The sequence below is a fragment of the Enterobacter cloacae complex sp. P15RS genome (assembly GCF_014895905.1).
Classification (GTDB): Bacteria; Pseudomonadota; Gammaproteobacteria; order Enterobacterales; family Enterobacteriaceae; genus Enterobacter; species Enterobacter quasihormaechei.
On sequence record NZ_JADBQL010000007.1, the window covers coordinates 7,253 to 21,874 of the forward strand.

Annotated in this window: 9 protein-coding genes, 1 other RNA gene and 1 pseudogene; 5 read left to right on the top strand and 6 right to left on the bottom strand. The window is 56.7% G+C overall.

The window, feature by feature from the left end:
* The first annotated feature begins 186 nt into the window (after positions 1–186).
* The gene (locus IM267_RS04250) at positions 187–846 is read left to right on the top strand and encodes a winged helix-turn-helix transcriptional regulator (protein ID WP_112792900.1); all 660 of its coding nucleotides are present in this window, start codon (positions 187–189) and stop codon (positions 844–846) included.
* A 77-nt stretch (positions 847–923) separates the two neighbouring features.
* The gene (locus IM267_RS04255; RefSeq protein WP_193032877.1) at positions 924–1,553 is read left to right on the top strand and encodes a helix-turn-helix domain-containing protein; all 630 of its coding nucleotides are present in this window, start codon (positions 924–926) and stop codon (positions 1,551–1,553) included.
* A gap of 46 nt (positions 1,554–1,599) precedes the next feature.
* On the opposite strand, the gene IM267_RS04260 is transcribed toward IM267_RS04255, so the two are convergent.
* The 3 genes from IM267_RS04260 to IM267_RS04270 all read right to left on the bottom strand — a co-directional run bounded on the left by IM267_RS04260 (position 1,600) and on the right by IM267_RS04270 (position 5,343).
* Entirely contained in the window at positions 1,600–1,794 is a 195-nt protein-coding gene (locus IM267_RS04260; protein ID WP_063448958.1) for a YdiH family protein, read from the bottom strand.
* 85 nt (positions 1,795–1,879) lie between these two features.
* Positions 1,880–2,290, bottom strand: coding sequence for a 1,4-dihydroxy-2-naphthoyl-CoA hydrolase (menI, locus tag IM267_RS04265; protein ID WP_131636812.1), 411 nt, complete (start codon positions 2,288–2,290; stop codon positions 1,880–1,882).
* Positions 2,287–5,343 carry an FAD-binding and (Fe-S)-binding domain-containing protein gene (locus IM267_RS04270; protein WP_193032878.1) on the bottom strand — a complete coding sequence of 1,019 codons (3,057 nt, stop codon included), beginning with the start codon at positions 5,341–5,343 and terminating at the stop codon, positions 2,287–2,289. Before IM267_RS04270 ends, menI begins: the two co-directional genes overlap by 4 nt.
* Positions 5,344–5,540: 197 nt before the next feature.
* On the opposite strand from IM267_RS04270, the gene ydiK reads away from it, so the two are divergent.
* A complete protein-coding gene (gene ydiK, locus IM267_RS04275) occupies positions 5,541–6,656 on the top strand; it encodes an AI-2E family transporter YdiK (RefSeq protein WP_063866486.1) in 1,116 nt (371 codons plus the stop codon).
* Positions 6,657–6,865: 209 nt separating this feature from the next.
* Positions 6,866–6,973: antisense sRNA RprA (gene rprA / locus IM267_RS04280), an RNA gene on the top strand.
* A gap of 4 nt (positions 6,974–6,977) precedes the next feature.
* On the opposite strand, the pseudogene IM267_RS04285 reads toward rprA, so the two are convergent.
* The 3 genes and pseudogenes from IM267_RS04285 to ppsA form a co-directional block, all read right to left on the bottom strand.
* Positions 6,978–9,352: pseudogene (locus IM267_RS04285) on the bottom strand (glycoside hydrolase family 3 N-terminal domain-containing protein).
* Positions 9,353–9,355: 3 nt separating this feature from the next.
* Complete coding sequence (locus IM267_RS04290; protein WP_193032879.1) at positions 9,356–10,756, bottom strand: MFS transporter; 1,401 nt, start codon at positions 10,754–10,756, stop codon at positions 9,356–9,358.
* A 234-nt stretch (positions 10,757–10,990) separates the two neighbouring features.
* Positions 10,991–13,369: a phosphoenolpyruvate synthase gene (ppsA, locus tag IM267_RS04295; RefSeq protein ID WP_017384643.1), complete on the bottom strand. Its 2,379-nt coding sequence runs from the start codon at positions 13,367–13,369 to the stop codon at positions 10,991–10,993.
* Positions 13,370–13,704: 335 nt separating this feature from the next.
* On the opposite strand from ppsA, the gene ppsR reads away from it, so the two are divergent.
* Positions 13,705–14,538, top strand: a complete 834-nt coding sequence (gene ppsR, locus IM267_RS04300) for a posphoenolpyruvate synthetase regulatory kinase/phosphorylase PpsR (protein ID WP_063448964.1) — start codon at positions 13,705–13,707, stop codon at positions 14,536–14,538.
* Positions 14,539–14,622: the final 84 nt, after the last annotated feature.

Below are 14,622 nucleotides of genomic sequence, written 5' to 3' on the forward strand. Positions count from 1 at the left end.
ATTAAGAATAATGGTCACAGTCTACTTTTAGACCTGAGTTAAAAATATTTTAAATTCAATTAATTAACTCCTAAAAAAAGACAAGTCTATAATTAGACTTGCCGAAAACATTCCCTGACCCACTGTTTTTTAAGATAATTCTTCATGCCGATCAAAAAATGATCGCATGAGTGAGTGAGGTCTCAAATGAATACCCGATTCGCCCCCGAGCCAGAAGTTGATAAGTCAACAGCGCTGGGCGCTAAGCCTTTTAAGCACATTGAAAAAATAATCGATAATGTTCTGCCGCATGCGGAGAGATGCATTATGGCTAAAGGGGACGTTATCCATTATTACTCCGGTGATACCCGTCTGTGTTTTTTACTGTTACACGGCAGCGTGGCCTTGCACCGCCGCGGTGACGGCATTGTTTTAAATTCTGAATCCGCGCCGTTTATACTCGGCGTAAGCAGCCAGTTTTCGTCTGAACACCTGTACGTCAGAGCGCTGGAAACCGCAGAGGTAGCTCGCGTTTCGCTGGCACGTTTTAATCATGTTATTGCCCAACAGAATTTATGGGAGCATTTCTCAAACCTGCTGATCTATACCGCCTCGCGCGTCTACGAGCATTGTGCCCAGATTTCGCAAATGTCGGCTTATGACATCATTCGCTTTCAGCTGGTAGAACTGATGCAGGAGCCGGAAGCCATAAGACAAAACATAACCGCCGCGGCCTACATCAAAAGCCGCACCTATCTTTCACGCAGCGGTATTATGCGGATCCTGGCGGAGTTGCGGACAGGGAAATACATCACCATGGAGCGCGGCGTGCTAATCGAGATCCACCATTTACCCCGTAAGTACTGAGGCCGTATTTATCTCTGGAGAAGGTGGAAAAGAAGAGCGACACTATAGAAAGTACAGTCTCTTTCCAGGTTAACGCTATGTTTTCTGACAAACCATCGCATCGCGGCTCTCCCTATGCCCAGGAACTGATTTCTCATTTACAGCCGCACTGCACCACGCATAAAACCGATCGCGGTGAACAGCTCGATCTTCAGGTTAACGGGCAAAGCATGTGTTATTTAATTCTTGAGGGCACGATCGCCATCTACAGAAGAAGCGACGACATGATGCTTTCAACGGCGCGCAGTCCCGCCCTGTTTGGCCTCGCTAACCTGACGGACATTTATTTTAACGATTATCTCAGAACGGTGACGCCTTGCCTGATCGGTGTGCTCACGACCGACCGCGTGGCTGACATTATTAAAGAGAAGGCGCTGTGGGGGCTGCTTTCTAAACATCTTATGTTTGTCTATAACCGCCTCTATCACAACGTCATGCCGAAAGGCGCACCAACGGCCTACGAGATGATTCGTCAGCAGCTCATGCTGCTGATGCAGGAAGATGACAGCTACCGGTGCAGCGTGACGGCGGAAAAGTATATCAGGGATAAAACCCAGCTTTCCCGAAGCGGCGTAATGCGGATACTTGCTGACCTGAAAACGGGCGGGTTTATCGAAATGGAAGAAGGCCGGCTCATTAAAATTAACAAACTGCCGGCCAAATACTGAGTTTCGGGCACAAAAAAGGCCGCGCTTGCGGCCTTTTCTTCACTGCTTAATGGACGTGAACGCCCAACCGCCAGGCAAAGTAGATCTCTTCTTTCAGCTCGTTTGAAGAGAGCGCCAGCAAATCCGTAAATTCCAGCTCAAGCTGTTTCAGCTTCTTCAGGTACTGCGCTGGAGACAGGTTGCTTTTATCGCGACGTAAATATTCAATTGCCAGTCGTGTTGGGGTTATTTCAGTATCCATGATGTCCTCGCTTATGTTCAAAACGTGACCAGTATATCACAACCGGACGGCTATTTTTTGACCAAAAACAAGACATCTGGAAACTTTACACAACGGCCGTCGTCAGCCTGGACGAACAGCACAGGCGATCCTGCTCGTCCAGAATATCGATCTGCCACACCTGATGACGGCCTCCGGCGTGCAGCGCACGGCAAACGCCGCGCACGCGCCCGCTGCGAACGGCGCGGATGTGGTTGGCATTGACCTCCAGCCCGACCACCTTCTGCTCCCCTTCCGTGCACAGGTAGCCTGCGACTGAGCCGAGCGTTTCAGCCAGCACGACGGACGCGCCGCCGTGCAACAGGCCAAACGGCTGATGCGTACGGCTGTCTACCGGCATCGTCGCCTCCAGTTCGTTGTCGCCAATGCGCGTGAACTGGATATCCAGTAAGCCGACCATATTTCCTGCACCCATGGCATTTAATGCCTCCAGCGTGACCGCACGTTTCCAGATCATCCCATAATCTCCAGTAAAGCCTGCAATGGATGGCGCACACCGTTACCTTCCACCCGCTTCACCTGGCTGCGACAGGAGTACCCCGTTGCCAGACAGCGGTTGCGCGGCAGGCGCTGCATTGCCTGATGCCACGACAGCTCATAAATGCCGAGGGAATTGGCGTGGTTTTTGACTTCATGACCGTAGGTGCCAGCCATACCGCAGCAGCCCACGTTGACGCTTTCCAGCTTCGCACCAAAGCGGGCGAAGATAGATGCCCACTGGGCAGGCGCCGTCGGCAGCGCGGTCACTTCAGTGCAGTGCCCAAACAGATACCAGGATTCTCCGCTGGCCTCCTGAGCGTCCGTTTGCTTCAGCACCGCAGGCAGCCACTCGTGGACCAGTAAGACCTGAAAATCACCGCGCGTATCGCCGAGCGTCTGCTTATATTCGTCGCGATAGCAGAGCACCAGCGCCGGATCGACGCCAACCATCGGCATGCCGAGCTGCGCCACGCGGTTCAGGAAGTCTGAAGTTTTCTGCGCGGTTTTCGCAAAGCGGGTCAGGAAGCCTTTGATATGCTGCGCTTTACCGTTCGGCGAGAACGGCAGCACCACCGGCTGATAGCCCATTTTCTCCGCCAGACGGACAAAATCCGCCACCACCTGCGCATCGTAGTAGCTGGTAAACGGATCCTGCACCACCAGCACCGTCTTCGCTTTCTGCTCCGGCGAGAGTGCCTCCAGCTGTTCCAGGGTCATATTCGCCGAGCGGTGCCCCACCAGCCGACGCTGCAACGAGGGAACAGAGAGCAGCGGCAGATCGACCATCCCGATATGTTTTTCGGAAAGCTTGCGCACCAGCGGCTGGTTGATAAAGAAGTTAAAGGTTTTTGGCGCACGGGCCATCAGCGGCGCGTAGCTCTCGACCGTCGCCACCAGATGATCGCGCATTGGGCGCAGATAACGCGTGTGGTACAGCTGGAGGAAGCGTGAACGGAACTCCGGCACGTCGATTTTAATCGGGCACTGGGTTGAACACGCCTTGCACGCCAGGCAGCCGGACATCGCCTCCTTCACCTCGTGGGAGAAATCGTATTCGCCTTTATTCGCATGCCAGCTGTTGCGGGTGCGTTCGATAAGCCCGCGCAGGCTGGCGCGTTTTTCCGGCAGCTCCTGCTCCAGCTTGAGCGGATCAATGCCGCGATCGGCCAGCAGGCGCAGCCATTCTCGCACCAGCGTCGCGCGTCCCTTCGGGGAGTGGATGCGGTTGCTGGTAATTTTCATCGACGGACACATCGGGCTTTTCACATCGAAGTTGAAGCACAGCCCGTTGCCGTTACACTCCATCGCGCCGCGCCAGGAAGCGCGCACCGCAATCGGAATTTGGCGATCATAGGTGCCGCGCTTAACGGCATCCACCTGCAACATCGGCGCATCAACGCCCTCCGGCGGGCAGATTTTTCCCGGGTTGAGGCGGTTATCAGGATCGAACGCGGCCTTCACCTTACGCAGCTCGGCGTAGAGCTGTTCGCCAAAAAAGGCCGGGCTGTACTCGGCGCGGAACCCCTTGCCGTGCTCGCCCCACAGCAAACCGCCGTATTTGGCCGTCAGGGCCACAACCTCGTCGGAGATCTCCTTCATCAGGATCTCCTGCTGCGGATCGCACATGTCCAGCGCCGGGCGCACGTGCAGCACGCCCGCGTCAACGTGCCCGAACATGCCATAGCTCAGGCCATGACCGTCGAGCAGCGCGCGAAACTCAACGATGTAGTCAGCCAGATGCTCCGGCGGCACGCAGGTATCTTCCGCAAAGGGAATCGGCTTCGCCGCCCCTTTCGCGTTGCCGAGCAGCCCCACCGCCTTTTTACGCATCGCGTAGATGCGCTCGATGCCGGCGAGATCGTTACACAGCTGCCAGCCAATGACGCCGCCCTCGCCCTGCGCAATCAGCTCGTCCAGCCGCTGGCAGAGTGTGCTCACCTGGTTCTCAATGAGCTCTGCGTCGTCCCCGGCAAACTCAACGATGTTCAGGCCGAGCATCTCTTTATCCGGCACGTCGGTAATCAGCTCGCTCACCGAGTGCCAGACGATATCTTCCCGGGCCAGATTCAGCACCTTAGAGTCAACGGTTTCCACCGACAGCGCCCGCGCTTCCACCATAAACGGGGCATTACGCAGCGCGGAGTCAAACGAGTTGTATTTGACGTTCACCAGACGGCGCACCTTCGGCAGCGGGGTGATATCCAGACGCGCTTCGGTGATAAAGGCCAGCGTACCTTCTGACCCGGTCAATAAGCGGGTAAGATCGAACTGGCTCATGTCGTCGTTGAAGACATGTCGCAGATCGTACCCCGTCAGGAAGCGGTTTAGCTTCGGGAATTTGTCGAGGATCAGTTCGCGATTTTCGCGACAGCGCTCCAGCACGGTGCGATAAATCCGTCCGCTGGTGGTGCTCTCCTTTGCCAGCGTTTCGGCCAGTTCGATCGGCATCGGCTGGGTGTCGAGAATATCACCCCCCAGCAGCACCGCCCGCACCCCCATCACGTGATCGGAGGTTTTACCGTAGACCAGCGAGCCCTGCCCGGAGGCATCGGTGTTGATCATCCCGCCAAGGGTCGCGCGGTTGCTGGTGGACAGTTCCGGCGCAAAAAAATAGCCGTACGGTTTTAAAAACTGATTGAGCTGGTCCTTGATCACACCCGCTTCCACGCGCACCCACCCCTCTTCCGGGTTGATCTCAATGATGCGGTTCATATAGCGGGACATATCAATGATGATGCCCTGGTTCAGCGCCTGCCCGTTGGTGCCCGTACCGCCGCCGCGCGGGGTAAAGACCAGAGAGGTGAAACGCTCCTGCGATGCCAGGCGGGCGATAAGCGCCACGTCCGCGGTAGAGCGCGGGAAAACGACGGCATCGGGAAGAAGCTGGTAGATACTGTTATCGGTCGCCATCGTCAGCCTGTCGGCATAATCGGTGGCGGTATCGCCTGTAAAACCCTGTTGCTCCAGTGCCTGCAAAAAATTAAGCACCAGCTGAACGACGCCAGGTGCCTGAGAAATCTGTGGGATCATGACTATCGTCCCTAATGAGAGTGGTGGGAATCGTTTGCGTTGTATCACAACTTTTTATCACATTTTTTTCTTATACGCTCAGCAGAATTACAGGCAGAATTCGCCTGTCAAAAATCGCTGAGATCATTAATGATTAAAGAGATGCGGTTTACGTTCTCGCCAGTCAGACTGGCGTTCTTTTAAGGAAAGTTTTATTTATGGTCAACCTTCGCCAGCCCAGGGATGTTGCGCAAATTTTACTGTCGGTGCTGTTCCTGGCCCTCATGATTATTGCGTGTCTGTGGATTGTTCGGCCTTTCGTGCTCGGCTTTGCCTGGGCCGCTACCGTTGTTGTCGCCACCTGGCCTTTACTCTTACGCTTGCAGAAACTGCTGTTTGGTCGTCGCGGCCTCGCCGTAATGGTGATGACGCTGCTGCTGTTCCTGCTGTTTATTATTCCCATTGCACTGCTGGTGAATAGCCTGGTGGACAGCAGCGGCCCGGTTATTCGCGCGGTCACCAGCGGTGACATGACGCTGCCGGATCTCGCGTGGCTGAACAGCATTCCGGTCGTGGGCGCTAAACTGTACAGCGGCTGGCACAGCCTGCTGGAGATGGGCGGCAGCGCGCTGATGGCGAAAGTGCGTCCGTACATCGGCACGACCACCACCTGGTTTGTGGGTCAGGCCGCCCACGTTGGCCGCTTTATGATGCACTGTGCGCTGATGCTGCTCTTCAGCGCCCTGCTCTACTGGCGCGGCGAGCAGGTTGCGCTGGGCGTACGTCATTTCGCTACCCGGCTGGCAGGGAAACGCGGCGACGCGGCCGTACTGCTGGCAGCCCAGGCCGTTCGCGCGGTGGCGCTTGGCGTGGTGGTGACGGCGCTGGTGCAGGCGGTGCTTGGCGGTATCGGGCTGGCGATCTCCGGCGTCCCTTATGCCACTATTTTCACCGTCGTCATGCTGATGACCTGTCTGGCGCAGCTTGGTCCGTTGCTGGTACTGGTCCCCTGCATTATCTGGCTTTACTGGACGGGTGATACGACCTGGGGCACAGTGCTGCTGGTCTGGAGCTGCGTGGTGGGCACCATGGATAACGTGATTCGCCCGCTGCTTATTCGCATGGGCGCTGACCTGCCGCTGATCCTGATCCTGTCCGGGGTGATCGGGGGGTTGATTGCCTTCGGCATGATTGGTCTGTTCATCGGTCCAGTGCTGCTTGCGGTAACCTGGCGTCTCTTCTCCGCCTGGGTGCATGAAGTGCCGCCGCCGGGAACCGATCCGGACGTCATGTTAAGGGAACTAGAAGAGCTGGAAGACAAGAACGCGCAGTAAGGTTTTATGCCGGGTAGCCCCAGCGCTTACCCGGCCTACACTCTTCGCAGCAATACTTAAACGTTGCTAAACTATTTATTCTCTGCACACTGGTCAGACCCGCCTTTTCCAGCCTAAAACCGTCATTCTCTTCAAGAAATCTTTACCTACCTTTAACTATTGAGACGAATCCGATCGACTCAAAAACCTGCCATGCCTACTATTAAGACACGGTTATAAATCAACACCTTGATTTATAAGCATGGAAATCCCCTGAGTGAAACAACGAATTGCTGTGTGTAGTCTTTGCCCATCTCCCACGATGGGCTTTTTTTTATCCTTTTACGTCCGCGTAATGTCACAGCGGCTGAGCATCTGCCAGTCACCCGCCAGCACCCGCGTCTCCCCGGTCACCTGCACCGTCACAACCTCGCGAATATCAACCGAGGAAGCGCCAACCTGTAGCTCAAACTCCCCTGGCTCGACAATTCGCTTCCCGTCCCGGCGGGTGAAATTGAACATCTCCACCGGCAGAGTAAAGGTCAGCGTGGCGGTTTCTCCCGGTGCAAGCGTAACGCGCTGGAACGCTTTCAGCTCCTGAAGCGGACGAACCTGCGTCGCGACCTTGTCGCGCACGTAGACCTGCACCACTTCACTACCGCTGCGCTCGCCGGCGTTGGTGATATCGATGCTGAATGTCACCTCTCCAGCGATCGGGACGCGGCTTTCAGCCAGCCGTGCCGCTCCCCAGCTAAATTGCGTCCAGCCGAGCCCGTAACCAAACGGGTAACGCGCGCCGAAATGGAAGGCAAACGGCGTGCCCCCGCTTTTCAACTTGTGATTGTAGTAGTACGGCATCGCCCCGGCGCTTTTCGGCACGCTCACCACCAGCCTGCCCTGCGGTTCGGCGCGGCCGGTTAACACATCGGCAATTGCCCAACCGCCTTCCTGCCCGGGCGCCCAGGCCATTATCAGCGCGGCCACCTTCTCTTCCAGCCCCTGAAGGTTATAAGGACGCCCGCCCGTCATGACGACAATCACCGGCTTGCCGGTTGCCACCAACGCGTCCAGCAGCTGTTGCTGCACGCCCGGCAGCGCCAGCGAATCGGTATCCGAGCCTTCCCCCACGGTGCCGCTCTGGAATAGCCCGGCAAGGTCGCCAACGCAGGCCACCACTACGTCACTCGCTTGTGCAGCGCTCACGGCGTCGGGGATCAGATCCGTGCGTTGTGACACCGGCGACTGCTGCATCGGCTTACCGCCGCTGTCGCCCGGGAAAACCGGCGCGCCCGCCATCCGTTTTTCAATAATGTGACACCCTTTCGCGTAACGTATCTGCGATGCGCCAAGGTACTGCTCCAGCGCCGCGCGCGGGGTGGTCACCTGCGAGGTCTCTTCAACCATATCGCTGATGATCAGGTGAACCGGGAAGCTGTAGCCGCTCAGTAGCGCCAGCGGATCGTCTGCCGTCGGCCCGACCACCGCTACACGCGGTTTGCCGCCGAGAGGCAAAATGCCGTTATTTTCCAGCAGCGTTATCGATGTGGTTGCTACCTCGCGCGCCGCCTGTCGGGTCGCCTCGCTTTGCAAATCGATACCGTCTTCATCGACGTACGGGTTTTCAAACAGCCCGAGGCGGAATTTTTCACCCAGCACGCGCGCCACAATCTCATCCACCTTCGCCATGTAGATGAGCCCACGCTCTACCGCTTCCGCCAGGTGGCGCGCGCAGTCATCCTTCGGCAACTCCACGTCCAGCCCGGGTTAAACGCCAGCGCAGCCGATTCCGCTGGATCGTGAGAAATTCCGTGGTGCTGGTGCAGCAGGCTGACGCCGCCGTAGTCCGCCACGATAATGCCGTCGAAGCCCCACTGCTCGCGCAAAACGGTGGTGAGCAGGAAATGGTCGCTGTGGCCCGGCTGATTATCGATGTCGTGATAGGCTGGCATCACCGAACCGGCGTTGGCCAGCTTGACCGCCATCTCAAACGGCAGCAGGAAAGTATCGTTTAGCTCGCTGAAGCCGAGATGGACCGGGGCATGGTTGCGCGCCCCTTCGCTGAACGAGTGGCCCACGTAATGCTTCAGGGTCGCCAGCAGATCGCGCTTGTCACCCTGCAACCCCTTCACGTACGCCGTGGCCATCACCCCCACCAGCCACGGATCTTCGCCAAATGTCTCTTCCGTACGTCCCCAGCGTACGTCGCGGGAGACGTCCAGCACCGGGGCCAGCCCCTGCTGGCACCCGACTGAGCGGGCCTCTTTGCCAATCTGCTCCGCCGCGCGCTGCACCAGCGCCGGGTCCCAGGTGGAACCGTAGTTCAGCGACGACGGGAAGAGCGTGGCGTCTTTACACAGCAAGCCGACCAGACACTCCTCATGGAACAGCGCCGGAATGCCGAGCCGGGTCTCCTCCATCATCAGGCGTTGCAGGCGGTTGGCAGCACGGACGCCGGTCTTCGCATCGACAATGTGCGTGCCGAGCGGACGGGTGATCTGCCCGACGCCCAGCTTCAGCCTTTCGCTGAGGGACGCCTGTTCGCTTACACCGGCGAATTCATCGCTCAGATCGCTGCGCTCGCGATGGTTGCCGTTTTCATCGAGGATCAGCCAGTATGCGTGCATCTGGGCAAATTTCTCTTCCGGGGTCATACGCGCCAGTAGATCGGCGACACGCTCGTGTACGGGACGTCCCGCGTCCCTGTAGATCGCAGTCATGGTTTACTCCTGTAGTGCGGATTGCGCTGCCGGGCTAAGCTGCCCCGCATCGTTTCGAATATCGCGTTTGCTGGCCAGCTCCCGGGCGATGGCGTCCACCAGCCGGCTGTTGAGTTTGTAGATGGCAAGGAACGCCACCATGCACAGGAACAGCGCGCAGGGGATCAGGGTGAACAGCGCGTTGATCGTTGCGAGTACGTGAGGGGCCTGGTTTGCCTGTCCGGGAGCGTAATCCACCATGCCAAGCACCCAACCGACCACTGCCCCACCCAGCGCCAGCCCAAACTTGATGGCAAACAGGGCGGTAGAGAAGACTAGACCGTCCAGGCGGCGGCCGCTGCGGTGCTCTTCGTAGTCCACCACGTCTGAGAACATGGTCCATTGCAGCGGCGTGGGCAGGTTCTGAATAAAACTAAATACAATATTCAGACCGAATATCAGCCACACCTGCGAAGGGGGAATGAAGAAAATCAGCGCGCCAAAAATAACGAAGGAAATAATGGTCCACTGATAGGCACGCACGCGGTCGAATTTCCCCAGCAGGCGTTCTGATAATAATGCGCCGCTCAGGGATGCCACCATGCCGGAAACAATAAAGGCAAAGACCAGATCGGGACGTAACAGAACATAGTTAACGTAATACATGGTCGCCGAGCCGCGCGTCACGACGGCGGTTAACAGTAAAATATTAAACAGAAAAACAATTCGCCACTGGCTGTTGCCGGCCAGCAGTTTTAAATCCGTCAGCATCGAGCCGGAGGTATCATTGCGCGGAGAGTAGCGCTCACGGGTCATAAAGAAGCAGCAGAAGAATAAAATAATCCCCAGCAGCCCCATCAGGCTCATGGCATAGAAATAGCCTTTCTGCACATTACCCTGGCCTAATAATGAGACCAGCGGCAGCGCAATAACCGTCACAATCAACCCGCCGATAAACGACAGGCCAAAGCGCCAGGATTGCAGCGAGTGGCGCTCGCGCGGGTCGAGCGTCAGCGCGCCGGGCATGGCGCAGTAAGGCACGTTAATAGCGGAGTAGATCAGGCTCAAGATGGCATACGTCACGCAGGCATAGACAATTTTTGCCGTCGCCCCGGCATCCGGCACGTAGAAGGTAATGAGGCAGCTCACGCCAAACGGAATGGCAAACCAGAGCAGCCAGGGGCGAAAACGACCGTGGCGCGTCTGAGTGCGATCCACCAGCGCGCCAATGCACGGGTCGACAAACGCATCGACCACGCGCACCACTAAAAACATGGTGCCCATAATGGCCGCTGGCAAACCGAATACGTCCGTATAGAAATAAGCGAGAAATAACGTTGCCGTTTGCCAGACCAGCGCGCTGGCCATATCACCCAGGCCATAACCTATTTTATCTTTGGTGCGTAATACAGAGGAGATTGTCATTGTTATTTGCCTTTTTATCAGGTTAAAACGTATTTCAACCAGTCGCGCATCATCCCGAAGGATGCACGCGGTAAGGCTCAAGTATTAGCAACGCCTTGCCCGCTAACAATTGTCTAAATTAACAGGTAAATTATGATATTTGGTTTTTTGCTTTATTTGTGATGGTGAGCATATTCGCAGGAAAATAAAAAAGGCGAGGACAGATATCCTCGCCTTTTTCAGGTTATACCGGTTTTACTTGTTCAGTTCCGCCAGACTCAGCCAGGTTTGCACCACGGTGTCCGGGTTCAGGGAAAGGCTATCAATCCCCTCGTCCATCAGCCAGGCCGCAAAGTCTTCGTGGTCAGACGGACCCTGACCGCAAATGCCAACGTATTTACCCTGTTTCTTCGCCGCGCGAATGGCCATGGAGAGCAGCGCTTTCACCGCCTCGTTACGCTCGTCGAACAGCTCAGAGACGACGCCGGAGTCGCGGTCGAGACCCAGCGCCAGCTGCGTCATGTCGTTCGAGCCGATGGAGAAGCCGTCGAAGTGCTCCAGGAACTGCTCTGCCAGCAGGGCGTTGGACGGAATTTCACACATCATGATGATCTTCAGCCCGTTCTCGCCGCGCTTCAGCCCCTGACGCGCCAGCTCGTCCACCACCGCTTTCGCCTGATCCACGGTACGGACGAACGGGATCATGATCTCCACGTTGGTCAGCCCCATGTCGTTGCGCACGCGTTTCACCGCCTCGCACTCCAGCGCGAAGCAGTCGCGGAAGCTTTCTGACACGTAGCGGCCTGCGCCGCGGAAGCCCAGCATCGGGTTCTCTTCTTCCGGCTCGTAGCGCTCGCCGCCCACCAGGTTGGCGTATTCGTTGGACTTAAAGTCCGACAGGCGCACGATCACGCGTTTCGGGTAGAAGGCCGCGCCGAGCGTGGCGATCCCTTCCGTCAGGCGGCCAACATAGAACTCTCTCGGCGAGTCGTAACCCTTCATCATCTCGCGAATTTCGTTTTGCAGCTTCGCGTCCTGGTCGTCGAACTCCAGCAGCGCGCGCGGGTGAACGCCAATCATGCGGTTGATGATGAATTCCAGACGCGCCAGGCCCACGCCTTCGTTCGGCAGGCAGGCGAAGTCAAACGCGCGGTCCGGGTTACCGACGTTCATCATGATCTTCAGCGGCAGGTCCGGCATGGTATCCACGCTGGAGCTTTTCACGCTGAAGTCGAGGATATCGGCATACACGTACCCGGTATCGCCTTCAGCGCAGGAGACCGTCACTTTCTGGTCGTCCTTCATGCGTTCGGTCGCGTCACCGCAGCCGACGACCGCCGGGATCCCCAGCTCACGGGCGATGATTGCCGCGTGACAGGTGCGTCCACCGCGGTTGGTGACGATGGCGGCCGCTTTCTTCATGATCGGTTCCCAGTCCGGGTCGGTCATGTCGGTCACCAGCACGTCGCCGGGCTGGATGCGGTTCATTTCGCTGATGTCGTGGATCACCTTCACCGGACCGGCACCGATGCGGTGACCAATCGCGCGGCCTTCCGCAACAATTTTGCCCTGAGCGTGCAGGGTGTAACGCTCCATGACCTGACCGCGAGAACGGACGGTTTCCGGACGCGCCTGCACGATAAACAGCTTGCCGGTGTGGCCGTCTTTCGCCCACTCGATGTCCATCGGGCGGCCATAGTGTTTTTCAATCTGTACCGCCTGCTTCGCCAGCTCTTCCACCTCGGCGTCGGTCAGGGAGAAGCGGTCGCGCTGCTCCTGCGGCACATCTTCAATCGTGACCTGCTTGCCGTGCTCTTGCGTCGGGGCATAGATCATGCGGATTTTTTTCGAGCCCATGGTACGGCGCACCACCGCCGGGCGGTTTGCCGCAAGCGTTGGCTTGTGAACGTAAAATTCGTCAGGGTTCACTGCCCCCTGCACCACCATCTCACCCAGGCCCCACGCGGAGGTGATAAACACCACCTGGTCGAAGCCGGATTCGGTATCAATCGAGAACATCACGCCGGACGATCCTACGTCGGATCGCACCATGCGCTGCACGCCAGCAGAAAGCGCGACGCCGCGATGGTCGTAGCCCTGATGCACGCGATAGGAAATGGCGCGGTCGTTGAACAGGGAGGCGAAGACGTGCTTCACCGCCACCAGCACCGCGTCATAGCCCTGAACGTTCAGGAACGTTTCCTGCTGACCGGCGAAAGAGGCGTCCGGCATGTCTTCTGCGGTGGCGGAGGAGCGCACGGCAAAGGAGGCCTGCGCGTCGTCAGCGGAGAGCTGGTTGTACGCGTCGTGAATGGCTTTTTCCAGTTCCGGCTGGAAAGGTGTGTCGATAATCCACTGGCGGATTTGCGCGCCGGCTTTGGCAAGCTCGGTCACGTCATCAATATCCGTTTTATCCAGCAGGTCGTAAATGCGCTGGTTTACACCGCTCTGGTCTAAAAACAGGTTAAACGCATCGGCGGTTGTGGCAAACCCGTTTGGTACGGAGACACCCATACCGGACAGATTTGTAATCATTTCACCCAGGGAGGCATTTTTGCCCCCAACTCTGTCTACATCATTCATGCCGAGTTGGTTATACCAAAGCACCAGCGGTGACGAGCCATTGTTGGACATCGAAACAATCCTTTTGTGATATTTGATCGGAGTAAGAAACACCTGACTACGTATTTATACTGGCATATTTATTTCCGCTAAAAAAACGGTGAATCGTGTAAGCAATTTTAATTTTCAACTTTTCGGACACTTTCCATACGCTTGCTAACCCGATGATTCCTATAGATTCCGCCAGAAACCATAGAAATAAAGCCGCTATTCGGAAAATGAAATCCGGTTTTCAGGAAAATCAAAAACACCATTTCATTTTAAATTCAGATAAGTTCTTAGCTGTGAAATTAACTTTTTTAATTTATGCTTTCAGGCAATTACGTACGCTATTCAGGGTGAATAAAATGGATAATGCTGTCGATCGCCACGTTTTTTATATTTCTGATGGGACGGCGATCACCGCCGAGGTGCTGGGCCACGCGGTGATGTCGCAGTTTCCCGTGTCGATAAACAGCATCACGCTGCCGTTTGTGGAAAACGAGAGCCGGGCCAAAGCGGTCAAGGACCAGATCGACGCCATTTATCAGCAGACCGGCGTTCGTCCGCTGGTGTTCTATTCCATCGTGATCCCCGAGATCCGCAACATCATTCTGCAAAGCGAAGGGTTCTGTCAGGACATCGTGCAGGCGCTGGTTGCACCGCTGCAAAGCGAGCTGAAGCTCGACCCGACGCCCATCGCCCACCGTACTCACGGACTAAACCCCGGCAACCTGACCAAATACGATGCGCGTATTGCCGCCATTGACTATACCCTGGCGCACGACGACGGGATCTCGCTGCGCAATCTGGATCAGGCGCAGGTCATTTTGCTCGGCGTGTCGCGCTGCGGTAAAACCCCCACCAGCCTTTACCTGGCGATGCAGTTTGGCATTCGCGCCGCCAACTACCCCTTTATTGCCGATGATATGGATAACCTGGTGCTGCCTGCCGCGCTCAAGCCGCTCCAGCATAAGCTGTTTGGGCTGACCATCAACCCGGAACGTCTGGCGGCGATCCGCGAAGAACGTCGCGAGAACAGCCGCTACGCCTCGATGCGCCAGTGTCGAATGGAAGTCGCCGAAGTCGAAGCGCTGTACCGAAAAAACCAGATCCCCTGGCTGAACAGCACCAACTATTCGGTAGAAGAAATTGCCACCAAAATCCTCGACATCATGGGGCTGAATCGCCGCATGTACTAATATGCTAGTACATTAATTCAGTTTCAGTTATGATTACGCTCATCCTCGGGGCGACGCGCCCCGAACTTGAAATCAGCAGGGATT